General features: G+C 51.6%; 21 protein-coding genes and 1 CRISPR repeat array. Of the genes, 11 read left to right on the top strand and 10 right to left on the bottom strand.

What is annotated here, in order from left to right:
* Window positions 1–150 precede the first annotated feature (150 nt).
* A complete protein-coding gene (locus QWF21_RS14810) occupies window positions 151–1,032 on the top strand; it encodes a TraB/GumN family protein (RefSeq protein ID WP_330088817.1) in 882 nt (293 codons plus the stop codon).
* Window positions 1,033–1,037: 5 nt separating this feature from the next.
* On the opposite strand, the gene arfB is transcribed toward QWF21_RS14810, so the two are convergent.
* The 5 genes from arfB to QWF21_RS14785 all read right to left on the bottom strand — a co-directional run bounded on the left by arfB (window position 1,038) and on the right by QWF21_RS14785 (window position 4,077).
* Window positions 1,038–1,457 carry an alternative ribosome rescue aminoacyl-tRNA hydrolase ArfB gene (arfB, locus tag QWF21_RS14805; RefSeq protein ID WP_330088816.1) on the bottom strand — a complete coding sequence of 140 codons (420 nt, stop codon included), beginning with the start codon at window positions 1,455–1,457 and terminating at the stop codon, window positions 1,038–1,040.
* A 180-nt stretch (window positions 1,458–1,637) separates the two neighbouring features.
* A complete protein-coding gene (locus QWF21_RS14800; protein ID WP_330088815.1) occupies window positions 1,638–2,126 on the bottom strand; it encodes a hypothetical protein in 489 nt (162 codons plus the stop codon).
* 20 nt (window positions 2,127–2,146) lie between these two features.
* Window positions 2,147–2,920 (bottom strand): hypothetical protein, encoded by a 774-nt coding sequence (locus QWF21_RS14795; protein ID WP_330088814.1) that lies wholly within the window; start codon window positions 2,918–2,920, stop codon window positions 2,147–2,149.
* 60 nt (window positions 2,921–2,980) lie between these two features.
* A complete protein-coding gene (locus tag QWF21_RS14790) occupies window positions 2,981–3,391 on the bottom strand; it encodes a hypothetical protein (protein ID WP_330088813.1) in 411 nt (136 codons plus the stop codon).
* Between the two features lie 53 nt (window positions 3,392–3,444).
* A complete protein-coding gene (locus QWF21_RS14785; protein ID WP_330088812.1) occupies window positions 3,445–4,077 on the bottom strand; it encodes a hypothetical protein in 633 nt (210 codons plus the stop codon).
* A gap of 251 nt (window positions 4,078–4,328) precedes the next feature.
* On the opposite strand from QWF21_RS14785, the gene QWF21_RS14780 reads away from it, so the two are divergent.
* The 3 genes from QWF21_RS14780 to dbpA all read left to right on the top strand — a co-directional run bounded on the left by QWF21_RS14780 (window position 4,329) and on the right by dbpA (window position 8,549).
* A complete protein-coding gene (locus QWF21_RS14780) occupies window positions 4,329–6,173 on the top strand; it encodes a GNAT family N-acetyltransferase (RefSeq protein ID WP_330088811.1) in 1,845 nt (614 codons plus the stop codon).
* Between the two features lie 3 nt (window positions 6,174–6,176).
* Window positions 6,177–7,094 (top strand): histone deacetylase family protein, encoded by a 918-nt coding sequence (locus tag QWF21_RS14775; protein WP_330088810.1) that lies wholly within the window; start codon window positions 6,177–6,179, stop codon window positions 7,092–7,094.
* Window positions 7,095–7,169: 75 nt separating this feature from the next.
* Window positions 7,170–8,549: an ATP-dependent RNA helicase DbpA gene (gene dbpA, locus QWF21_RS14770; RefSeq protein WP_330088809.1), complete on the top strand. Its 1,380-nt coding sequence runs from the start codon at window positions 7,170–7,172 to the stop codon at window positions 8,547–8,549.
* Window positions 8,550–8,655: 106 nt separating this feature from the next.
* Here the strand turns inward: dbpA and QWF21_RS14765 are convergent, their stop codons facing one another.
* The gene (locus QWF21_RS14765) at window positions 8,656–9,540 is read right to left on the bottom strand and encodes a hypothetical protein (protein WP_330088808.1); all 885 of its coding nucleotides are present in this window, start codon (window positions 9,538–9,540) and stop codon (window positions 8,656–8,658) included.
* Window positions 9,541–9,619: 79 nt separating this feature from the next.
* On the opposite strand from QWF21_RS14765, the gene QWF21_RS14760 reads away from it, so the two are divergent.
* A complete protein-coding gene (locus tag QWF21_RS14760; protein ID WP_330088807.1) occupies window positions 9,620–9,862 on the top strand; it encodes an alpha/beta hydrolase family protein in 243 nt (80 codons plus the stop codon).
* Window positions 9,863–9,907: 45 nt separating this feature from the next.
* Here the strand turns inward: QWF21_RS14760 and QWF21_RS14755 are convergent, their stop codons facing one another.
* Complete coding sequence (locus tag QWF21_RS14755) at window positions 9,908–11,611, bottom strand: methyl-accepting chemotaxis protein (protein ID WP_330088806.1); 1,704 nt, start codon at window positions 11,609–11,611, stop codon at window positions 9,908–9,910.
* A gap of 393 nt (window positions 11,612–12,004) precedes the next feature.
* Between QWF21_RS14755 and QWF21_RS14750 the strand changes: the two genes are divergently transcribed.
* The 3 genes from QWF21_RS14750 to QWF21_RS14740 all read left to right on the top strand — a co-directional run bounded on the left by QWF21_RS14750 (window position 12,005) and on the right by QWF21_RS14740 (window position 14,445).
* Window positions 12,005–12,331: an isoamylase early set domain-containing protein gene (locus QWF21_RS14750; RefSeq protein ID WP_330088805.1), complete on the top strand. Its 327-nt coding sequence runs from the start codon at window positions 12,005–12,007 to the stop codon at window positions 12,329–12,331.
* Window positions 12,332–12,409: 78 nt separating this feature from the next.
* The gene (locus tag QWF21_RS14745; protein WP_330088804.1) at window positions 12,410–13,315 is read left to right on the top strand and encodes an alpha/beta fold hydrolase; all 906 of its coding nucleotides are present in this window, start codon (window positions 12,410–12,412) and stop codon (window positions 13,313–13,315) included.
* A complete protein-coding gene (locus QWF21_RS14740) occupies window positions 13,312–14,445 on the top strand; it encodes an RNA polymerase sigma factor (protein WP_330088803.1) in 1,134 nt (377 codons plus the stop codon). The genes QWF21_RS14745 and QWF21_RS14740 overlap by 4 nt, the downstream gene beginning before the upstream one ends.
* A gap of 18 nt (window positions 14,446–14,463) precedes the next feature.
* Here the strand turns inward: QWF21_RS14740 and QWF21_RS14735 are convergent, their stop codons facing one another.
* The gene (locus tag QWF21_RS14735; RefSeq protein WP_330088802.1) at window positions 14,464–15,585 is read right to left on the bottom strand and encodes an HD domain-containing phosphohydrolase; all 1,122 of its coding nucleotides are present in this window, start codon (window positions 15,583–15,585) and stop codon (window positions 14,464–14,466) included.
* Window positions 15,586–15,701: 116 nt separating this feature from the next.
* Here QWF21_RS14735 and QWF21_RS14730 point away from each other — a divergent pair, with 116 nt between their 5' ends.
* The 3 genes from QWF21_RS14730 (at window position 15,702) to QWF21_RS14720 (ending at window position 17,171) form a co-directional block, all read left to right on the top strand.
* A complete protein-coding gene (locus tag QWF21_RS14730; RefSeq protein WP_330088801.1) occupies window positions 15,702–16,073 on the top strand; it encodes a DUF2237 family protein in 372 nt (123 codons plus the stop codon).
* Between the two features lie 3 nt (window positions 16,074–16,076).
* Window positions 16,077–16,856, top strand: coding sequence for a CLCA_X family protein (locus QWF21_RS14725; protein WP_330088800.1), 780 nt, complete (start codon window positions 16,077–16,079; stop codon window positions 16,854–16,856).
* A 75-nt stretch (window positions 16,857–16,931) separates the two neighbouring features.
* Complete coding sequence (locus tag QWF21_RS14720; RefSeq protein ID WP_330088799.1) at window positions 16,932–17,171, top strand: TIGR02647 family protein; 240 nt, start codon at window positions 16,932–16,934, stop codon at window positions 17,169–17,171.
* Window positions 17,172–17,537: 366 nt separating this feature from the next.
* Window positions 17,538–21,350: a CRISPR direct-repeat array (repeat unit 28 nt; unit sequence TTTCTAAGCTGCCTGTTCGGCAGTGAAG).
* Window positions 21,351–21,479: 129 nt separating this feature from the next.
* Here the strand turns inward: QWF21_RS14720 and cas6f are convergent.
* Together cas6f and csy3 are read right to left on the bottom strand one after the other, a co-directional pair.
* Entirely contained in the window at window positions 21,480–22,049 is a 570-nt protein-coding gene (cas6f, locus tag QWF21_RS14715; RefSeq protein ID WP_330088798.1) for a type I-F CRISPR-associated endoribonuclease Cas6/Csy4, read from the bottom strand.
* Window positions 22,050–22,059: 10 nt separating this feature from the next.
* Window positions 22,060–23,067 carry a type I-F CRISPR-associated protein Csy3 gene (csy3, locus tag QWF21_RS14710; protein WP_330088865.1) on the bottom strand — a complete coding sequence of 336 codons (1,008 nt, stop codon included), beginning with the start codon at window positions 23,065–23,067 and terminating at the stop codon, window positions 22,060–22,062.
* Window positions 23,068–23,075 lie beyond the last annotated feature (8 nt).

Raw genomic sequence — 23,075 nt, 5'->3', positions numbered from 1 at the left:
TCTTCTCTCACCCTAATACTTCGTTGTACTGTACTCAACCATGATAGCTTACCAAAGCAGCAACAATCTGCCAGCATAGCTGCCGCAAAGGCTGTTGTTATCGACAAATTACCATTATGATAATGCTTTTAGTGCACAAGGAGCTTCGCTATGTTCTCACATACCTTTTTTCGCCTGATCGCAGTTGGGCTGTTGTTTTTCTGTCAGCAACTGCTGGCACAAAGTGCAGTCTGGCAAGTCAGTAACGACCAGCATCAGCTGTTTATCGGCGGCACCGTGCACTTGCTGCCAGCCAGTGAGTTTCCGCTGCCAGCAGAGTTTGATAAAGCTTATCAGCAAGCCGACAAACTGGTATTTGAAATTGATATCAGCAAGCTGTCGGATCCAAGCATTGGTCCCCTGATGCTGAGCTATGCCATGTACCAGGATGGCCGAACGCTCAACTCAGTGCTTAGCCAGGAAAGCTACCAGAGACTGCAACAGGCAGCAGCGGATTTGGGCATTGATATCACAGCCCTGGCAGCCTTTAAACCAGACTTTGTACTGGTACAAATGATGCAGTTTAAACTGCAGCAACTAGGTATGGCGGGTGACGGTGTCGATATGTACTTTTATAAAAAAGGGGCTCAAGATGGCAAAAGTAAAGGCTTTTTAGAAACACTGGAGCAGCAATTTGCTCTGCTTTTTTCGGTCTCTGATGGCTTTGAAGACGATTGGCTAGTACAAAATCTGGACCAACTGGATGATACCGAGCACTTTATGCAGCAAACACTTGCTGCCTGGCGCAGTGGTGATCGCGAGGCTCTGTCCGGGCTGGTCAGCGAGATGCAGGACACCGAAGTTGGCCAGCGTTTTTATCAGCGACTGCTCACCGAACGTAACCAGGACTGGGTAGAGCAAATCGATGCCATGCTGCAAACCCCACAAGTTGAATTTGTGCTGGTAGGCGCTCTGCATCTGGCAGGACCAGACAATGTGCTGGACTTGCTGGCAGAGCGTGGCTATCAGGTTCGGCAAATAAAGGCACAATAACAGGGCTATTCCAGCTTTGGTTTGCCCTGACGCAGCGCCTTGGTAGCACCACGCTGCTTTTTCTGCTGAATGCGCCGTTGCTGGCTGCCATAGGTTGGCTTGGTGGCGGTGCGTTTTTTCTGCTGCACCGAGGCCGCAGCCAACAACTGGATCAGCTGCGCCAGTGCCTGTTCCCGGTTTTGCTCCTGACTACGACTTTGCTGGCACTTAATCAGAATTTTGCCACTTTGGGTAATACGGTGATCGGCCCGGTTCAGCAACCGCTGTTTCAACCAATCCGGCAGCGAGCTGCCCCGTATATCCAGTACCAGCTGCACCGCGGTCGAGGTTTTATTAACATGCTGGCCACCCGGGCCACTGGCACGGATAAACTGCCACTCCAACTCATCCTCTGCCAACTCGAACTGGTCATTGATCGCTATCATGCTTCCTCCGGCCCACAGCCTAACACAACCCTGCTGCACGGCCGAGTACAATCCTTTGCCCTGCCCATTGCTGTTAGCAAAAGTACGGCATCAACCATGGCTGACCACCCGATGCTGCCATAAAAAAAGCCCGGTGGTAAACCGGGCCTGATAAGCAGCTGCTCTTTACAAAACAGTAACTCAGAACAGTTGCTTGATTGGCCGTACAAAATCTGAAGCACTACGATTCATACGGTGACCAGACTCAATCACCAGCGTTGTACCATCCAGCTTAAAGCTGCTATCCGAATCAGTAAATGCTGGCTTAGGCGTAATAACAACAGCACTTAATTCAGCAATCACTTCTTTGTAATCTTCATCATCATTGCAAATGTTGCTTAAGGCTTCGAACACAGAGGTATTCCGATCCGCCGTATGCGATAAGACCCACTGTCCCTGGTAACGATTGTCTTGCAGTACTTTCTCATTGGCGCTGATCATGCTGCGGTACTCATCCCAGTTCACCGATACAGCCAGCTCTGCATTGCCACATGTCGCTTTGGTTTGCTCGGCCGCTTCAACAATTTTTGCTTCAGCTTCACGCATCGCTTTGCGCTCCACCACTGTGGATGCCATCACCGATTGACTTACCAGCCCTGCCAGAATGATTGTCATTAATTTTAATTTCATTGTTATAATTCCTTTATTTATCAAAATAGTGCCACTAATTGGGCATACGAGGTTTCGGTAATATTCGGTGCCGCCGATGCCAGCCCAACCACAATCTGACTGCCATTTCGCTTAATCTGATGCTGCTCAGGACTCTCGGCCAATACCAGTGTCACCTCGCTGATATCCAGCACAGCCTGGCGATAATCGTCATCACGCTGGCAAATCTGGTTCAGCGCCTCGATGTAGCGTGCCCCCACCGCTGGGGTAGTCCGATGTTCTGAGCCTGCAAAGCTATCCCAGTCTACCTGGACCTGAATCGTTGCGGCGCAGTCGCTATGCAGCTGTGCTGCCGCCTGCTCGACTTGTTTTCTTGCTTCAATGCGGCTCAGACTGTAGCCCTGGCGTTTGCTATAGCGCTGCTCAATGCGTTCTTTCATCGCTGTATCACTTGGCCCGGTCAGCACCATTTTCACCGGTGCCCGGCCAGCAAGATGTACTTCAAGGTAAGGCACCGAAGTACCAAAAATAAGGGTAGTGCGACCATTATTGCGCACATGCGTATACGGCATACCAAGCATTTGGTAATAGTGCCCGTCCCTGGCATCACGACTGTTCAGGCGCTTTTCATACAGCATCGCCTGGCGATCTAGTTCATGCTGGAAGCCATCAAAGCCAATTAAAAAGCGATCCGGATGTTCAGTGGGCAAGATAACAAGACGAGACTCGATCTCAGCATCAATGCTGTGATAGACATTGGCATAACTGAGTGATGCGCACAGCAGTGAAATAAGACTAAAGATAAAATATTTCATGGGCTTACAGTACTCCCAAAAAGAAGCCTGCGCTGCAATGCAGCAGAGCAGGCGGAGAGATTAAAGCTCTTTTTCTACCACAAACTGGATATTGGCAGCGCGCTCATTCTCGTGATGGATGTTGGTGATCGGAGAATGATTCAGCGTCAACACACCCTTTTTGAACTCTGCAAAGCGATCATAAGCGTAGTTGTCACTGTAATTCTGAATCACAACTTTTTTCAGGCTTTCTTTGATAATGTCCCGGGCAAAGTCGTCAGAACACATTTCTTTAAAGGCTTTGATCAGTGGGTGGAAGTAGACTTTTGGCCAGGCTTCATCATAAAGATGGGCATACTTATCTACTTCCAGTGTGTCCCAGTTCACTTCCAGCTCAATATCAAAACCGGCTTCTTTATTCAGTTGCTTCTGCAATGCTTCCAAGCGATTTTGCTGGAAATCCCGCGAGGCTTTTTTTTCTGCTAATCCCATTATTTACTCCTTAATTGGCAATGATAGTGCTTTCAAATTGATCGCTCAATGAACTACAAAACACGCTCAATATCACGTTCAAGTTTTTCTGCCAGGTTGGTACCCGGCATATTCGAGGTATTAAAATAAATCTTAATGGTCGCAAGCGACCGCTTCACTTTGAGACTGTCTTCCGAAGTGTTAACAAAACAAAGGGTGTTTACACTTCCTAACAGTTCCATGCCCAAACTGTCTGCCGCTATCTTGGTGACAATAGCCATAGCAGACTCAATCACACGGCGACTGGCCAGCTTTGCTGTTAAATCAGATGCAGCAACCTGCTCCAGGGAAATTTGAATAGCGTGATTTAACTGCTCGGCAAGCATTCGTTCTGCTTGATAGACATAGTCGTCCAGATCGAAATCACTGGCCGGCAATTCTATAAGCGGACTAACTGTCTTGCCTGTTAACCAGCCAAGATGCTCTACTTTCGTATGCAACTTGATAGAGGAAAGGTCTTCCAACTGATGGAAACTCACACAATCAGCAGTGTCGGCACCGTCCAGCACAACAGCGCCCGACTTAGCACAGTAGTGCAGTAACTTGCCTTGAAATGAACCACCAAACCGATCGTGCAATGTTAACAGCAAATCCATGCCATTCAACTTTTCAAGCAACGCAGAGCGGGATATTGACAAAGATTCCATAATTACAGCTTAATTCCATTTTTCCGCAATCTTAAAGTAACCAAAAACACCAGTCAATAACTCATCTCAACAAAGCACACTTCGACCAGACAAAATCCGCTAAACCTATTGCTTTTTAGTTTACAATTTATCCGGGTAATGGCATCGTCGCTTCCCGTCACTTTCCTCAGGAACAGCACCGGGCAAATCGCCTAAAGTCGAATAGCTACCTGCTGCATACTGATAGATACTGCAATAAAACAGGAGCCCTTATGCCCTCAGCCCTTGGTATCGACTGGAAACAGTACCTAAAATCCGGCCAGCGCATCTTTATTGGCTCACATGCGGCTGTGCCAGGCGCACTGATGGACGATCTGATAGCCCATGGCCGTCAGTTGCATGACATTGAAATTGTGCAGCTACTCACCCTGTCCGACAATGCCTGGGCCAACCCGGACCAGCAGCACCGTTTTAAAGTAAATACCTTCTTCATTGGCGGCGATACCATCCGCCAGGCAGTGGCCGAGGGCCGTGCCGATTACACCCCTTGCTTTATGTCGGATATTCCACATCTGTTTACCGACGACATTCTGCCACTGGATGCGGCACTGATTATGGTCAGCCCGGCCGATCAGCATGGCTACCATTCGCTCGGGGTGTCGGTCGATGTCGTCGCCGCTGCTGCCAAAGCCGCTAAAATTGTGATTGCCCAGGTGAACCCGCTGATGCCGGTGACCTATGGCCAAAGCTTTATTCACCGTGACCAGATTGACCTTAGTATTGAATGTGCGCAGCCACTGCCCGAACTGCCAAAAGTGGATAGCGACAACGAAGTCAGTGAGCGCATCGGCCAGTACATTGCGTTGCTGGTGGAGGATGGTGCTACCATACAGCTCGGTGTCGGCCGCATTTGCACTGCGGTGCTGAAGTACCTGGGCAATCACAAAGACCTCGGTGTACACAGCGATATGATCACCGATGGCATCATGGCATTGATTCAAAAAGGCGTGATCACCAACCGGCGCAAAACCTTTCATCCTGGCAAAGTAGTGACCAGCTTTTGCGTCGGCAGTAAGGCGCTGTACGATTTTGTTCATCACAACCCGCATATTGGTTTTTACCCCAGCGAATACGTCAACTCCCCGGCCAACATTGCCCGCAACGAACGGATGATGGCGATTAACAGCGCCATTGAGGTCGATTTAACCGGCCAGGTAGTGGCAGACTCGATAGGGCATCAGTTTTACAGCGGCATTGGTGGCCAGGTCGATTTCAGTCGCGGTGCTTCCATGAGTGCGGGCGGAAAGCCCATCGTCGCCCTGCCGTCCACCACCGAAGATGGCAAAACGTCGCGCATCGTACCGCATATCCGCGAAGGTGCCGGTGTGGTGACCAGCCGGGCCCACGTGCACTATGTGGTGACTGAGTTTGGCGTGGCTTCCCTGCGTGGTAAAAGCATCCGCGAGCGGGCACTGGAGCTGATCCGGGTTGCCCACCCCAAGTTTCGCCACCAGCTGCTGCAAAAAGTACGCGAGCATTACTGGGTGCCGCATTACCAGCAGCAAACCCCGGTCGAAGTGCCGGAGCTTGGCAAGGTGGGTTTTAAGGAGCTCATTATTGGCGGCGAACACTTTGATTTACGACCGCTCAATCCATCCGATGAACGGCGCTTGCAGGAGTTTTTCTATTCGCACACCAAAGAAACCCTGCAACTGCGTTACAACGCCGTACCTACCCAGATGAGCCGGGAAAAGTCCTGCAACCTGGTCAGTGTCGATCAATCGAAAGATTTAGCGCTATGTATCGTGCGGCAAAAAGGCTCGGCGGTGCAAATTCAGGCGGTGGGCCGCTATTACCTGCTGCCTGCAGCCAACAGCTGCGAAGTCGCCTTTGTCACCCGGGAAAAATACCAGGGCCAGGGCATGGCCAAACGGCTGCTGGATGAAATGATTGCCATTGCCAAAGCGCGCGGCCTGGACGCCATGCTGGCCTATGTGCGGGCCGATAACCAGCCGATGCTCTGCGTATTTGAAAGAGCCGGCTTTGTCCGGCTGCCAGCCGATGAGCCGGGTGAAATCACGCTGCAGCTGACGTTGCGACCAAAGACCAAGGAGTAACTGATGCCACTGACCCTGTTCAGCCATGCCCGCTGCGCACTGCACAACCCGGATCCGGAGCACCCGGAACAGCCGGCCCGGCTGCATGCCATCAATGATCAGCTGGTGCGCTCTGGCCTTGAGTATGTGATCAAGCAAGTCGATGCCCGCCCGGCCGAGGTCAGCGATTTGTACCGGGCCCATAGCAAGCTCTATATTGACGAGCTGTATGCCAAAGCGCCCAGTGAGGGCCAGATCTGGCTGGATCCGGATACCACCATGACCCCCAAAAGCCTGCCGGCTGCCTTGTTGGCGGCAGGGTCCGGCATTCAGGCGGTGGATGAAGTGATGCAGGCCGACAACCAGCAGGCGTTTTGCGCCATACGGCCACCTGGCCATCACGCCACCGCCGATCAGGCCATGGGGTTTTGCCTGCTGAACAACATCGCCATTGCCGCCTGCTATGCACTGGATAAATACCAGCTGCAGCGGGTCGCCATTGTGGATTTTGATGTGCACCATGGCAACGGCACCGAGGCGATTTTCCGTCATGACGATCGGGTGTTGTTTTGCTCGTCCTATCAGCAGGCGCTGTACCCGAACAGCGGCGATGACAGCAGCACCGATCACATCCTCAACCTGCCACTGCCAGCCGGCTGCAAGGGTGAGCAATGGCGCGCGGCGGTGCAGCAGCGCTGGTTTGCCGCGCTGGATGCTTTTGCCCCCGAGCTGATATTTATTTCCGCCGGCTTTGATGGCCATGCTGAAGACGAGATGTCGCAGTTTTTACTGAAAGAAGACGACTACGCCTGGCTAAGCGGGGAGTTAAAGCAATTGGCAAACCGTCATTGCCATGGCCGTATCGTCTCGATGCTGGAGGGCGGCTACGATTTAAGCTCGCTCGGGCGCAGTGTGGTGGCGCATTTAAAAGCCATGCTGTGATGCCACGCTATCTGCTATACTGGCGGCCGAAAAAATAACCGCTGGCTCTTTGCCATCGTCACGGAGCCACAACTTATGCCTGTTACCGATTTTGCCACTCTTGCCTTAGCCCCAGCCCTGCTTTCTACTTTGCAGGAGCTGAACTACCAGCAGATGACCCCCATTCAGCAGCAAAGCCTGCCGGCTATTTTGGCCGGCAAGGATGTGATTGCCCAGGCGCAAACCGGCTCGGGTAAAACCGCCGCTTTTGCGCTGGGTATGCTCAGTGCCCTGCAGGTAAAACGCTTCCGTATTCAGGGGCTGGTACTCTGCCCTACCCGTGAGCTGGCCGAGCAGGTCGCGAAAGAACTGCGAACCCTGGGCCGCAGCATTCACAACATCAAGGTGCTGACCTTGTGCGGCGGGGTGCCAAGCAAACACCAGATCCTATCGCTGGAGCATGGTGCTCATTTTATTGTCGGCACGCCCGGCCGGGTACTGGATCATCTGCAGCAGCAGCGGCTGGATTTATCCGAGCTACGGATGCTGGTGCTGGATGAAGCCGATCGCATGCTGGATATGGGCTTTCTGGACGAGGTAGCCCGTATCGCAGCGGCCATGCCTGCCCAACGGCAAACTCTGTTATTCAGCGCGACTTATCCGGACAAAATCGAGCAACTGGCGGCCAGTCTGATGCAGCAACCGGTAAGGGTGTCGGTCAGCTGCAGCCAGCAGGAAAGCAGCATCACCCAGCAATTTTACGCCCTTGATAACAGCCCCCGAGAGCAAGCGGTGATGCTGGTATTGCAGCAGCTGCAACCTGCCAGCTGCGTGGTGTTCTGCAACACCAAACGGGTGACCCAGCAACTGGCCGATGCCCTACAGCAACATGGCTTTAGCGCCAAAGCCTTGCATGGCGATTTGGAGCAAAAAGACCGCGATCAAACCCTGTTGCAATTTGCCAACAAAAGCGCCCGTATTCTGGTGGCGACCGATGTGGCCGCCCGTGGCCTGGATATCAGTGAGCTGGACCTGGTGATCAATGCCGAGCTGGCGCACGATACAGACACCCACACCCACCGTATTGGCCGCACCGGCCGCGCCGGGGCTAAAGGCCTGGCCGTTACCCTGGCCGATAACAAAGATGACTACAAATTAAGCCTGCTGCAGGATACGCTGAGCGATGCTATCCAGCTGCAACCTCTGCCGCCTCTCAGCCTACTGGATCAAGCGCCGGCCAAAGCCGAGATGGTGACCATCCAGATCCAGGGTGGTAAAAAGCAAAAACTGCGCCCCGGCGATATTGTCGGTGCTTTAACCCGCGATCAGCAAATCGCCTTTGAGGACGTTGGTAAAATTCAGCTGCATGATTTATGGGCCTATGTGGCAGTAAAGCGCAGTGCGGCGAAAAAAGCACTGCAGATTTTAAATCACGACAAAATGAAAGGCCGTAATTTCCGCGCCTGGCAGCTGTAAGCACTAATCAGCCGGATGATTTTGCACTACTCAGCAACGTCTGCTTACACTTTACCCTGTACCTGGCGGGGAGGCCGCCAGGCAAACAGCTGCTCGCTTGGCACCTCTAACCAAACGCTTTGGTGACCGGGTAGTCTTCTGCTTTCGGTGGAGGACGGTTGCCATATGGAGGCTCCTTCGTCTCACTTTTGCGTTTACGGTAAAAGTACCAGACAGCAAAAGGAAGATGCAGTGCCAGATTAATCAGCCCCCACCACCACAACACTTGCTCATTCATCCAGTTACTGGAATCCATTGTTCTTTCAAAGACATCACTGCAAGCACGCACTAAAAGATGAAATGCAAGGGTGTAAACACGGGCAATGATATAAAGCTCAGGACGCTTTTTCAGGATAGGATACAGCTCCGCAGCGATCAGAATACACATTGAAGCCGCAAAGAACGCTCCCGCCTCTCCGTATACGAAAGCCATATTCCAGGTTGTGTATAGTAGATTCCAGGCCGCGGTTGAGTAAAAAAGAACATCGTTTGGCTTATCTTTCCCGATCACCCAATATACTCGCTTGCCATTTTTGTAGCGCGGAAATGGAATGGTAATACAAAGAATGACACCACAAATTGCGTTAAAGTAGTTTGCGGTTTCAAAATCTTTGAATGTTGCCTCCGCTATATTCAGGAACAAAAAGGCATAAAGAAAGGTAAGAACCCAATCTCCTCTAAAGAATTGCCAAAATGCATGGTTGTTGTCTTTATACAGCCAGGCTACACGGGCAAACCCAACCACCAAAGCGGTAGGCAAAAGCACACTTAATACTTTTACCCAACGAAACCAGCCATCAACATACTCAAACCAAAGCGGAAAAGTAAGCAAAGACAGCAACCAGAACACCATGGCAAACACGGGCTTTTTACGCATGATCTCTACCAGACCAAGCAACAACAGAATGTAAAAGCTCATCGTAAACACATACTGCCAAACAGGTATATCCATCCCGCATCTCCAACAGAAAATTAGTGCAATTACTCTAATACATAATTGGAGTAATTGCTCTAAATTAATCAAGAGACGCTTGATCCAGATCACAAGACTGTTTCATGCCGATCAGGTGCAAGAGCGGGTACTGGTAGTGCAAGGCCCCAATGTTCCACGGGTGCTGCCAGTTGAAAGCGATGAAATGGTCGAAGCCATCCGCGCTCAGGGAGTTCTGGTCGAGTACTTAGTGCTCCCGGACGGAGGCCATGGTTTCCTGCGCCGGGAAAACGGTATTTCCGCCCAGGAAGCTTATCTGAAATTTATGCAACAGTATTGGTAATGATGCCACAGGCCAGGCTTCGCCTGGCCTGTGCTTGCTGAAGCCTTACAACTTAAAGCCCTGCAATGAGTCTTTCATCCGTGCTGCCATGCTGCGCAATTGTTGGCTGGCACCAGACAGCTCAGTCGATTTGGCGGTGGTATCCTGCACCGCATTGGCAATATGCTCCATATTTTCGTTGATGGTGGCAGATACTGTGGCCAACTCTTCCGTAGCGCTGGCCAGTTGATCATTGACATCGGTAATACTGGACACGGCTTTATTGATTTGTGCCAACGTCTTTCCAGCCTGCTGCGAACGCTCTATGGTTTGCTCGGTTTCCTGCTGACTGGAAGCCATCGACTGCACTGCTTGCTCGGAGTCGTGCTGGATATCCTGAATGCGCTGATTGATGCCTTGTGTTGATTCTTGTGAGCGGCTGGCCAGGGTACGCACTTCATCAGCTACTACCGCAAAGCCGCGGCCCATCTCGCCGGCCCGGGCTGCTTCAATGGCGGCATTTAATGCCAGTAAATTGGTTTGCTCGGCAATGTTGCCAATCACATCGGTGACCGCCCCCACTTCTTCACTGCGCTTGGACAGCTGCTGGATCACTTCACCGACCTGCTCAATTTTCTGTTTTAAGGCCTCAATCGCCAAAATGGTGTCTTCCACCGCTCTGGTGCCGGAGCGGGTTTGCTGATCGGCCTCCCGGGCCGAATGCGCCGCAGTGGCGGCATTGCGTGCCATATCTTCGCAGGTAGCGGTCATTTCACTGACTGCGGTTGCCACCTGCGCCGTCTGGTCCATCACACTTTGCAGGATCTGCTGGCTTTGCTGGCTGGTATCATCCAGCATTTCGGATTGTTCAGCCAATTGCTCCGCCATCTCGGTTTGCTGGCTGATGATTTCCCGCAATCGCTGCACCAGACCACTTAATGCCGCCAACAAGCTGCTGTTATCGCCGGGCTTCAGTGCAAACTCGGCCCGAAAATCACCGCCAGCAACCTGGCGGACCAGGGCCCGGGCGCTGGCCACCTCCCCCCCCAGTTGCGCTAGCAGCCAACGGCGGATATACAGCGACAAACCTACCGTAATCGCAATCACCAGTACCACCACCAGCGCAATGCGCCGCGCCACCGACCAAAAAGCGGCTTTGACATCATCAATGTAAATACCCGAACCCAGCACCCAGCCCCAGTGTGGGTCCCGATCGACAAAGGACAGTTTGGTGTAACGCTCATCGGTCACACCACCTCCAGCCAAAGGTTTAGGCCACTCGTACTCGACAAAACCCGAGCCATAACGATTGATCGCATCCACAAAGCTGACAAAAAGATTGGCATTGTCCAGTCGCTGTGAGCGACTGCCATCTTTGCTGCGCATATGAGTAGCATGCATAAAATTTGGTCGGTCCAAAACAGTACCATCCAGGCTGGGCACGGTTGGATGCATAATCATTCGCGGAATGGGCCGGCCCATATCATTGATCCAGATGTACTCGGTTCCATCATAGCGGATGGCTTTAATAGCCTGCAGTGCCTGCTGCTGCGCCTGCTCTGTGCTGAGCTCACCACTGGCTTCCAACTGCTGGTAATGCTGCACCAGATGCAAGCCCGCTTCAATAACCGCCATCACCCGGGCTTCACGTCCCTGAACCAGGCTGGTATTCAGTGCATTTAACGCCACCACAGCCAGCAGTGAAAAGCCAAGCAATGCCAACAGTGGTATCGTCAATAACCGGCCCGCCACAGTAGAAAAAAAGTTCATCCCCATCTCCTTATCCAAATCGCAACGAGGCCAAATAATTGTTTTTACCTCATGCAGTTAAGCATAGCCGATTTTTTGTTAATACCGCTGTTTTTTTAGTGAGACCATGGTCGCAATCAATCCCTATCCAGGCGATCCAGATCAAGCCGCCTCATTTATTCTCTGCTATCTTTATTACAGACCGCGGTAAAGCCTTTGCCTTGTCATGTCCCTGTCATGTCGAGCTGGCAGGATAGCTGCCAGCTTGTTGCGACCAAACTGGCACAATTTCTGTATTGATTTGCATAGCCGTAAAAAGCAACCTTGCGCCGCTGTCACTGCCTGTTTTGTGCGCATTTCGCACCAAACTAAAGCAGCTGGGCCCAGATGAACTGTTGAAACAAGGAGATCCCGATGCCACTGAAAAAACAATTCCTGAAAAGCCGCCCTGTTGTTAAAGTGACCTTTGAAATTCCGGCCGAAGCTGCCAAAGAAGCCACCAGTGCCTACCTGTTGTGCGAAGCTCAGGGTTGGCAAAAAGAGCCATTAAAACGGCTAAAAAATGGTGGTTTTAAAGCCGTGCTGGAGCTACCCACCGATCAGCAGGACGATTTTGAGTTTCGTTACTGCCTGCTGGATGATGCCGGCAACGAGCAGTACGACAACGACTGGCAAGCCGATGGCTACCGGCCCACCCCACTTGGCGTGGAAAACTCAGTAGTATCAGTGCGAATGAGCTAAGCCACAAAAAAAATTGTCACACTCTGGATGGCTGAGGGTACTTAGTTAGGACACTTGAACTTACTAAGGAACCTCAGCATGAAGAAAACAACCCAACAACCTGGATTCTGGACTTACCTTGTTATCGCGCTAAGTATTGTGATCGGGGTTTTAAGCGCCAACCTCAAAGCCGAACCAACCCACTTCCAGGTGCAGGTGGTAGGTCAGGGCCAGCCGGTACTGATGATCCCTGGCCTGATGTCCGATAGCCGTACCTGGCAGCCATTGCAAGCTGAGCTGGCAGCGTCCTATCAGTTGCACCTGATTACCCTGGCCGGTTTCGCCGGCAATGCCCCTGTGAACGGCCCTTTGCTACCCAAAGTACGTGAGCAATTACAAGCCTACATTCTCTCCGAAAACCTGCAACAACCGGCTATTATTGGCCACAGCCTGGGAGCCTTTGTTGCCTTTGATCTGGCAAGTCATCAGCCGCAACTGATTGGCCCGGTCATTGCCATTGATGGCCTCCCCTATCTTGCGCCGGTGTTTACCCGGAGCAATCAAACGCAGGTGCGTGATATGCAAGCACAAGCCTCGGCCATTCGCAGCCAATACCAACAGATGTCTGCACAGCAACTGGCTGCTATGGCACAGCATGGGCTTGGTATTCAGGCCAGCAGTCAGCCACATCAACAGTTGGTGCTGGAGATGGCCGCTACCTCAGACCCTGCCAGTGTTGGCCAGGCACTCTACGAGTTACTGACCACCGATCTACGCCAGCAAATCAGTGCCATCCAGTCTCCGGTGTTGCTATTAGGGGCCAGCGGTGCCATCACCGGCGATAAGGAGCGCCAGCAAATTGAACAGCTGTATCGGCAACAGCTGGCTGAGCTCCCCCAGGCCCGGCTTGCATTTCATCCGCAATCACGGCACTTTATGACGCTGGATCAGCCGGAGTGGGTTGCACACCACATTTTGACTGCCCTCAAGGAAGCCAGCCAATGAGCCTCAACCAGACAGAACTGCTGCTTTTACCGGATGTAACAGCCGCGCAAGCGGGCGATATCCAGGCATTTGAGCGTCTGATCCATCAGTGTCAGCGCAGTGTTAGCAGCATTGCTTTGGCCATTGTCCGGGATCTCGATGCCAGTGAAGATATCTGCCAACAGGTGTTTATTCACTTGTGGCAACAGCTGAATACCTTGCAAAACCCGGCCAGCTTTTTGCCCTGGGTTCGGCAAATCACCCGCTACCGCGCCTTGAACTACCTGCGTGATCACAAGCTATCACAGCGCCTCAGCGCTGAAGACACCGAGCAGGCCTTGGCAAGTTTTATCAGCCATGAGGAGCCGGATAGCGAGCTGCTAAGAGCCGAGCAAAGCGCTATTCTGGCCCATTTTATCAGCCAGCTGCCTGAGGAAAGCCGCGAAATTACTCTGCTGTACTACCGTGAAGAGCAAAACAGCCGCCAGGTTGCGCAATTGCTCGGTATCACCGAAGCCAGCGTTCGCAAACAGTTGCAACGGGTTCGGCAAGCTTTGCAAAAGAAATGGTTGCAGCGCTATGGCCACTTGGTGCTAACCAGCGCGCCGGGCCTTGGCTTGTCCAGCCTGATCACGTCCGCACTACTGGCAACCAGCCCACCTGCCAGCGCAGCCGCCGCCAGTACCCTCGCCAGCCAAAGCAGCGGCCTGGCGAAGCTCAGCTGGCTACTGAGTGGCGCTATGCTGGGCGCTCTGGCCGGTGTCATCGGGGTTGTGCTGGGGATGCGCAGTGCCATCAACAGCACCGAGCAGCCCGACAGCCGTAAACAATTGCTGCGCTTAAGGAACCTGGCCATCGGCTGGGTGCTGCTGAATGGCCTGCTGCTTACCGCCGCTTACAGCTTTACTCAGGGCGCCAGCGGCCCGGTTAGCAGCTTTAGCTTCTTTATTGCTGGCCTTGGTTGGCTGCAATGGCGTGTTTGGCGGACGCTGCAGCCTGAGCTGGCAGCCAAAGCCGAACAAAACATGGCAGGGCAAAAGCGCTATCAACGCCAAAAACTCTGGAGCTGGGCCGGGTTGGCCCTTGGCGCCAGCGCTGGCTATGCCGGCCTGATTGCTGGCCTGATTCGCAGTCATCGTTGGTTTTGGTAGCAGTGCTGCTAAGCTGCCTTACCCAAAAACATTGTCGTTGAAACTCGCCTGGATCTGCGCAACTTCCGCAGCGTTGTCCAAAATGGCCTGCACACAGCGTCCGTCGAACTTGGTGCCGGACAAACGCTGCAGCTGCGCAAATGCCTGCTGGTTCGTCCAGGCCTCTTTGTAGGGCCGCCTGCTGGTGAGCGCATCAAACACATCCGCTACGGTTACAATACGAGCTTCTATCGGAATAGCATCACCTTGTAAGCCACTGGGATAGCCGCTGCCATCCATGGCTTCATGATGATGCATCACAATATTACGCAGCACACTCAAATGGCTTAGCCCGGACAGGCCGTAGTTCTCCATCAGTTTATCCACCATCGCCAGGCCGGCCTCAGAGTGCGTTTTCATGACGTTGAACTCCTCTTCGGTCAAAGGGCCAGGCTTAAGCAAAACCTTATCCGGAATCGCCATTTTTCCCAGATCATGCAAAGGTGCAAACAAAAAAACATGCTCAATAAAGTGATCGTCCAAATGAAATGCATCCGCACAATGCCTTGCAATCAGACGGGCGTAACGCGACATTCGCTCCAGATGAGCCCCAGTCTCCGGATCACGGCTGTGGGTTAAATCCAGGGCAGATTTTAGAGTAGCGGATAAGGTTTTTATCTGCGCCCGCTCGTTGTAGAGCATCAGCGTGACCAAATGGCCTGCCACATCCATGTTTTCAATAGCGAAATCATCAAAGGCGTTGATTTGCTGGCTGTTAAAAAATAAAAAACCCAGCAACTCATTGCCCCAAATCATTGGAATGGTGTAACTGCCCCGAAAGCCAGCCGCATAAATTCGCTGCGCATGCAGATGCTGGCTGCCGTTAAAAACCGATAAGTCTTGCTCCAGCCTGGCTTTTCGCTGCACGGCCAGCTGCTGCAGTGAGTAGCAGCCAGACAACCTTGCATGGTAATGATTCAGAGGCGTTTTTTCGCCACTGTAAATAAAGGTGCGCACCATGTCGGTACTGGGATCGTACAAGGCAATGGCAATCCGGGAAATAAAGGCATGATGGCGCTTTAAATAGTCATGTATGTGCTGCAACTTTTCGACTAAACTGGTCGTTTGCCCAAGCACCTTCAGCGCTGCATCATGAAGCATAAGTCGTTCTCACATCGCGGCCGTGTTTTTCAGTATAGCCAATCGATACGCAAAGTGATCGCTTCGATGCACGTATGCATACTCCACAGCATCGAAAGTCAATCAGAGTAACCAGCATGACCTCTAATGCTCTTAACGTATTCGGCCAACCCCTTGAAGCCTGCTGCTCCGAACCTGCCACCGGCTTTTTCCGTGATGGTTTTTGCCACCATGCTGCGCAGGACAGAGGGCAGCATTTATTGTGTGCCGTGGTAACCCAGGCTTTTTTGGATTTCAGCTTGCAGCAGGGCAATGATCTCATCACCCCCAGAGTCTTGTTTCAGTTCCCCGGTTTAAAAGCCGGTGATCGTTGGTGCCTGTGTGTCAGCCGGTGGCTGGAAGCGAAGGATGCCGGTGTGGCGCCGCCCTTAGTGCTGGCCAGTTGCCATCAGGAAGCACTGAGCAAGATCCCTCTGGCATTGCTGCAAGCGCACAGCTGGCAACCATAACCGATGCAGCGACTGGACCAGTCTTTTTACCGCAATGGCCCCAATCACCGGGCCGGGGCCGACGTCGGCTTCACTGATATCGTCAAGTTGTTTGGCTTTCGTGGTATTCGCATCGGCCGCTGGGTCACGGCTGAAGAACAGCAGCGTGCCGCCAATCTGTTTTTTGATGCGCTGTGCGATTTGCAGCAGCTGCTGCAGGTACCCGAGCAGGTGCTGTCGCTGAATCAAACCCTCACACTGACCTTTGGCATTGGCGGCAGGCCCGGTGTCTGTGCCCACTACCAACCGCGTGGCCGCATTTTAGCGCTGGCCAAAAACGCCGGTGCCGGCAGCCTGGCGCATGAATGGTTTCATGCCTTTGATCATTACATTGCCAGTAAGGTGTTCCCAGGTGCCGGCAATCAGCACTTTGCCAGCCGCTGCTTTTTGCACCTACAGCGCATCAATCCGCATCCATTAAACCAATTGCTGCTGGAAGGGTTTAAAACCCTGCTGCTATCCCCCGATGGCAGCCAAGCGAGTGCCTGGTTTTTGCACTGTGCAATGCTGGACCGTCAACGGCAGCAACTGTATCTATCGCAACCGGAAGAACTGTGCGCCCGAGCCTTCGAGGCCATGCTCCAGGCTCAACCGCTTAAAAATCATTTTCTGGTCAGCGGTACCCGTCAAAGCAACCTGGCAAAAGCTGGTGCCTACCCGGATGCAGCCCTGCTGCAGCAACTGAGTGCTCATTGGTTGCAGTACTTTGCCGCGCTGGGTCAGGCGCTGACAGCACAGCCCTGATTTTTTTCATCACTGCATGGTAAAACCGCCAAAAACAGCTAAGGTTGGATTAAGAATAAGAACGAAGGAAGCGCTATGCCTATAACACCAGAACTCAATGCCGAAATCCGTATTCTGAACTTGTACAACCTCGACAGCGTGCGCGAAGGCTTAAAAGCGCACAAAGAAGCCGACGAAGCCACCAAAGCCGCCATCGCCCGGTTGCACCAAAAAGGCTTATTAACCCAACCAGACGGCGGATACCTCACCGATCTGGGTGTGCACTGCGCCGAGCACCTGCAAATGGCATTGCGGATTTTGGAAGTGCCGGGGTAATTGCCGCCCGCCAAACCCGTAGAATTCGGCGGGTTTGACTTGCTCACAGTCGAAAACGCAAGTGCCCTAACCCCATCGAATTCGATGGGGTTGCTTATACCCGAAGCTAATCTAAAGTCCTCGAATTCGATGAGTTTAAAATCCATGGACACTTTTTAAATCATCAGGTATCAACAGGGGGCATCGCATAGGCAATGGGCAAGGGTGCAGCATATAGCCAGCAGTTGGCAACTGGGGCATACGAACTACTATCAACAAAGCCAATAATAATAAAACACCATTACAGACGAGGGAGAAAAACCTGACAATGTACATTGCCTGTTCGGTAATGAAGGTACTGGCATATCCACGAATAGCAGTCTGCTATTTCTAAGCTGCCTGTTCGGCAGTGAAGTTTTAGCTGCCACTGCCAGTAAGGGGCTGACTTTTCTAAGCTGCCTGTTCGGCAGTGAAGAGCAGAAAGCGTCAGAGCAATGGCAGGCTGCTTTTCTAAGCTGCCTGTTCGGCAGTGAAGAACGACACCGCAATGGGTGCCCTTAATCGCCTTTTCTAAGCTGCCTGTTCGGCAGTGAAGAGCTAAGTCCCAGTCCATTGCTTCAGTCATCATTTCTAAGCTGCCTGTTCGGCAGTGAAGGTTAACTGATGCCGCGATGATCCACGGGTATCTTTCTAAGCTGCCTGTTCGGCAGTGAAGTTAATTTGGTTTTGATGGTTTCGAATTCGTCATTTCTAAGCTGCCTGTTCGGCAGTGAAGCAATACACCATCGATCAAGCTGTTGGTAACGTGTTTCTAAGCTGTCTGTTCGGCAGTGAAGGCTTGCGCTCGGCACTGCAGCACGGCGGGCAATTTCTAAGCTGCCTGTTCGGCAGTGAAGGGATTTAAGCATGGGATCACTGTTATTTTTGCTTTCTAAGCTGCCTGTTCGGCAGTGAAGGGAGTGTGATTGTACTATCGCCGTTACCGTCATTTCTAAGCTGCCTGTTCGGCAGTGAAGAAAGTGGACCCTTACAACCTGCTGGCCATGCTTTTCTAAGCTGCCTGTTCGGCAGTGAAGTTTCAAACTACTCGAATACCCTATCAGTCTATTTTCTAAGCTGCCTGTTCGGCAGTGAAGATCAACGCTGCGGCCGATAGCCATTTCAATACCTTTCTAAGCTGCCTGTTCGGCAGTGAAGTTACTGCGATCCCCCTTACCTTCCATCGACTATTTCTAAGCTGCCTGTTCGGCAGTGAAGTGCCTTTAATTTTGTTCAGGATGTCTACCACATTTCTAAGCTGCCTGTTCGGCAGTGAAGAGGATGGCGGGGAGATTACCATTGTTATAGTTTTTCTAAGCTGCCTGTTCGGCAGTGAAGTTGGTACAGAACCTGATGATGTGCCGTTAAATTTTCTAAGCTGCCTGTTCGGCAGTGAAGTTGATAACGCGGTACCATTAGCGTCAACAGTCTTTCTAAGCTGCCTGTTCGGCAGTGAAGACGTGCTCGCAGTGGTTCCGCCCGAATTGCTTTTTCTAAGCTGCCTGTTCGGCAGTGAAGGTCATTGTGTGCATGCTTGAACCTGAAGAGCTTTTCTAAGCTGCCTGTTCGGCAGTGAAGCGCAATCGAAAGCACCCATGACGGTTCCGCCATTTCTAAGCTGCCTGTTCGGCAGTGAAGCGTCCGTCGTGTTTGACGCCAGCACCGTTGTCTTTCTAAGCTGCCTGTTCGGCAGTGAAGGTGCATTTAATGGTATGTGACCATGGCGGTGATTTCTAAGCTGCCTGTTCGGCAGTGAAGTGCGATCAGTCCGCCATCAGGTCCAGCAAGTGTTTCTAAGCTGCCTGTTCGGCAGTGAAGAAGAAGAGGCAGCAAAAAGGGTTCGCGCCTGGGCTTTTCTAAGCTGCCTGTTCGGCAGTGAAGCACACCGACAAAGCTCCCGCTGGCGGCACTAATTTCTAAGCTGCCTGTTCGGCAGTGAAGGCTTTCGCGGACAGTTTGCCGGTGCTGGTTAATTTCTAAGCTGCCTGTTCGGCAGTGAAGTATCTGACGCAAACGGTAATCAATGTCCCTGTTTTCTAAGCTGCCTGTTCGGCAGTGAAGCATGCCCCAATGGTTACGCGATTTCGGCAACTTTTCTAAGCTGCCTGTTCGGCAGTGAAGGTCCCTAGGCCTGGACATATCCATTCCCTTTATTTCTAAGCTGCCTGTTCGGCAGTGAAGTTGATGTGATTGTGCATGCGGAATCCGGTGCTTTTCTAAGCTGCCTGTTCGGCAGTGAAGTTCGGCGGGGCCACTAATGGCAAGCTGGCAATTTTCTAAGCTGCCTGTTCGGCAGTGAAGCTTTCTCTGGCTCGTTGTCCTTGTCCGGCTCTTTTCTAAGCTGCCTGTTCGGCAGTGAAGACACCGTCAACAACATTTGACATTGCTGCAATTTTCTAAGCTGCCTGTTCGGCAGTGAAGGGACAGCGCACAAAATTAAAAATCAGAACAGATTTCTAAGCTGCCTGTTCGGCAGTGAAGGGTGAGATAGGCATTAATGATGTTGACCCAGATTTCTAAGCTGCCTGTTCGGCAGTGAAGTTGCCGTTATGTATTTTGTCCATGCAATCCATTTTCTAAGCTGCCTGTTCGGCAGTGAAGCTCCATAGTCAAAACTGTGAAACTGTCATATTTTTCTAAGCTGCCTGTTCGGCAGTGAAGGGAACGGCGGTATGTTACTGCAACCAGCACATTTTCTAAGCTGCCTGTTCGGCAGTGAAGCTAATTGACGAAGATGACCAGGGTGTACTGTGTTTCTAAGCTGCCTGTTCGGCAGTGAAGGCTGATGATGACTGGTATCTGCACAGCATTCATTTCTAAGCTGCCTGTTCGGCAGTGAAGATCACCTGGCAGCGCTGGGCGCTCGTTTTGCTTTTCTAAGCTGCCTGTTCGGCAGTGAAGTTAGCTTGTCACCCTTGCGATATGAGCGACCATTTCTAAGCTGCCTGTTCGGCAGTGAAGTGTATCGGGTTCCGTGATGGTCTGAGCTTTTTTTTCTAAGCTGCCTGTTCGGCAGTGAAGCCGGACAACCACTTTGCTTTGCCCTTCTTTTTTTTCTAAGCTGCCTGTTCGGCAGTGAAGAACATCATTCCGCTGCGTTGGTGAGCAGCTAGTTTCTAAGCTGCCTGTTCGGCAGTGAAGCTTGAAAAGGTCACTGGAAAGAACGCTGCCGATTTCTAAGCTGCCTGTTCGGCAGTGAAGTTAAGTTGCCAGTCGGTACCGGTGAGTTCGTTTTTCTAAGCTGCCTGTTCGGCAGTGAAGCCTGCAGTTGATCAATGCTGGTGTGCCTGTCTTTTCTAAGCTGCCTGTTCGGCAGTGAAGGAGCACATGATCGACACCACCGAAACCGTGACTTTCTAAGCTGCCTGTTCGGCAGTGAAGTTTAAACGCTGCTCGGCTTCAAACAGCCGGTTTTTCTAAGCTGCCTGTTCGGCAGTGAAGGAGCACATGATCGACACCACTGAAACGGTGACTTTCTAAGCTGCCTGTTCGGCAGTGAAGGGCATCGCAGTGCTGCCTATTCACGGCGCCCTTTTCTAAGCTGCCTGTTCGGCAGTGAAGAGCAGCAGCTGGCAGCCATCTGGCGCTACGATTTTCTAAGCTGCCTGTTCGGCAGTGAAGTTCATACTCCTGCTGCTTCCTGCACTGGCCCATTTCTAAGCTGCCTGTTCGGCAGTGAAGGCGGTGACAGTTGCCACGGTGCGCTGCATGCCTTTCTAAGCTGCCTGTTCGGCAGTGAAGTGCGCGGCATCACCAACCGCTTGATAGCTTTTTTTCTAAGCTGCCTGTTCGGCAGTGAAGTTTTCATAAGTTGTCCTTAACGTAGTAGCTCTTTTCTAAGCTGCCTGTTCGGCAGTGAAGCATTCATCAGGAAAGTAACCATCATCGGGTTCTTTCTAAGCTGCCTGTTCGGCAGTGAAGGTGGCGACCCCTTAAACCCCTGCCCTGATGATTTTCTAAGCTGCCTGTTCGGCAGTGAAGTTTCCCTGCAGAAATGTACTCAACGATAAACTTTTCTAAGCTGCCTGTTCGGCAGTGAAGACTGATTCTCTTAACCGGTCTTTTCGCAGCATTTTCTAAGCTGCCTGTTCGGCAGTGAAGTAGGTAACTTCTGCTTTCGCATTCTTGATGATTTTCTAAGCTGCCTGTTCGGCAGTGAAGTAGTGCATTTAAGCATTAACAACCTGATTATTAAAGAACATTCAGCGCTATGCGTGATTTACCCTTTTTATTAGGGCAGAAAAGCAGCCCTTATCAGGTGAGGGCTGCAGAGCTAGCTCAAAAAAAGGGTTAAAACCAAGGAACTGTTACTTTTTCAGATAATCGACTTAATCCGTATGAATTAAAGCTACCTTCTTTTGCCTGTTCCATTACCGGCCCCTGCTCAATAAACACTTTCATTTGCTGTTTATTGCCCCGGCTGGTTAGTTGCAGAAACGGTAGCTTAAGTAGCTTTTGTGACTCATCAGGAATCTTGCCCATCGCCTCCTCATGCGTTAACCAACCTTTACCAACTGAACGTTGGCGCTTGTTGTGCGCACTCTTAAGTTGGCGCCTGGCAAAATAACGCTGCTTAGCATCCTTCGGCACTGACAAAACATCACTACACTGACAATAATCCCGCAGCCCCTTTAACCAACTCTGCGCCATGAGTTTTTCCAACATAGTCGCGCTGCCGTGGATACGTAGCTTGGTGCCGAGATTTTTACCCGCTACGCCATAATTTGGGAAACTAATCCCTACTTTACCTTCAGTCACCTGCCCCAACACTGCATGCAATTTTGAGCACAGATTATTCATTAGAAAGTTGGCATCAGCTTCTAAGTCTGGCAGTACCGTAATTTCGATATAGCTATCCATAGTTGTTCCCTTAGCCGGCTTCACCAAATACACCGCCACGAATAAACATGGCCATAATGTAATGCTGCTGCTCCAACGGTGGGGTTTTACCTTTCAAAATCCAGCCATCCAGCAACTTATAAAAATCCATGCCGTCTTTCGGCTGACGATACGCTTTTCCACGGTTGGTTACTGAGCCATAAGGTTCAACTGCTATGGCACCTACTTCTGCTGTTTCAGGGTGCCAGGTATCAATAGTGCGCAAAGCATTGCCAATTTTTTGCGAGTGCATGGCTGCAACACCATCCAACTGATACAAAAACTTGCTCTTATCACCTTTGCCTCCGCCCATGACCAACTCCTGCGATGGATAAACAGCCTGACCTGCACCAAGTTTAACAAAAGCGCTGATCTTGAGCAGAGCGAAGCTCTCACCAGCTAAGCCCTGTTTAATCACTTGTGCCAGCTTTGCTAAATCGCCTGAAGGCTCTGCAAAACTACGTAAATCAAACTGCTGACTATCGAATACCCAACGCTCGTTACCGTGAGTCACCTGCACCTCCACTGCCTCAGCACCTACGCGGTTGCGCCACAAAAAACGACCGTTGGCAATATTGGCAGCATAGCGATTGGCTAACTCGGTAAATTGGTTTTGTTCAGCGTAGCCATTAATAATGCTGGCTAAGGCTTGCTGATAAGCAGGATCATTGCAGGTAGAAGGTGTCGCTAAATCACCAATGACTCTTATAGTAAAGCTCACTTTAAGTGTGTCATGTTCAAACGGTAATGCTGCGTTATCAACGGTTTGTAAGTTCGCTTTTTGTACCTCGGCATCAACCTTTGCCGGATCGCTGGCCAGTGCTGACTTTAATCGGTTTGAAATAGTGCCGCGAACCGCTTTTTCTTTAACTGAGATTGGCAAAAAGCTTTTCGCATTGCCGCGCTCATCCCAGTTACCGCTGGCCATAATGGCGTCAGAATTTGCCAGCTTGGCTTCAAAAGCCAGTACCGATGCAGTTTTTAAAGTAGTAGCCATAATAAGTTCCT

Origin of the sequence: Alkalimonas mucilaginosa (assembly GCF_036327005.1) — a bacterium.
GTDB lineage: Bacteria > Pseudomonadota > Gammaproteobacteria > Enterobacterales > Alteromonadaceae > Alkalimonas > Alkalimonas mucilaginosa.
This window is presented reverse-complemented; position numbering and strand designations above follow the sequence as displayed.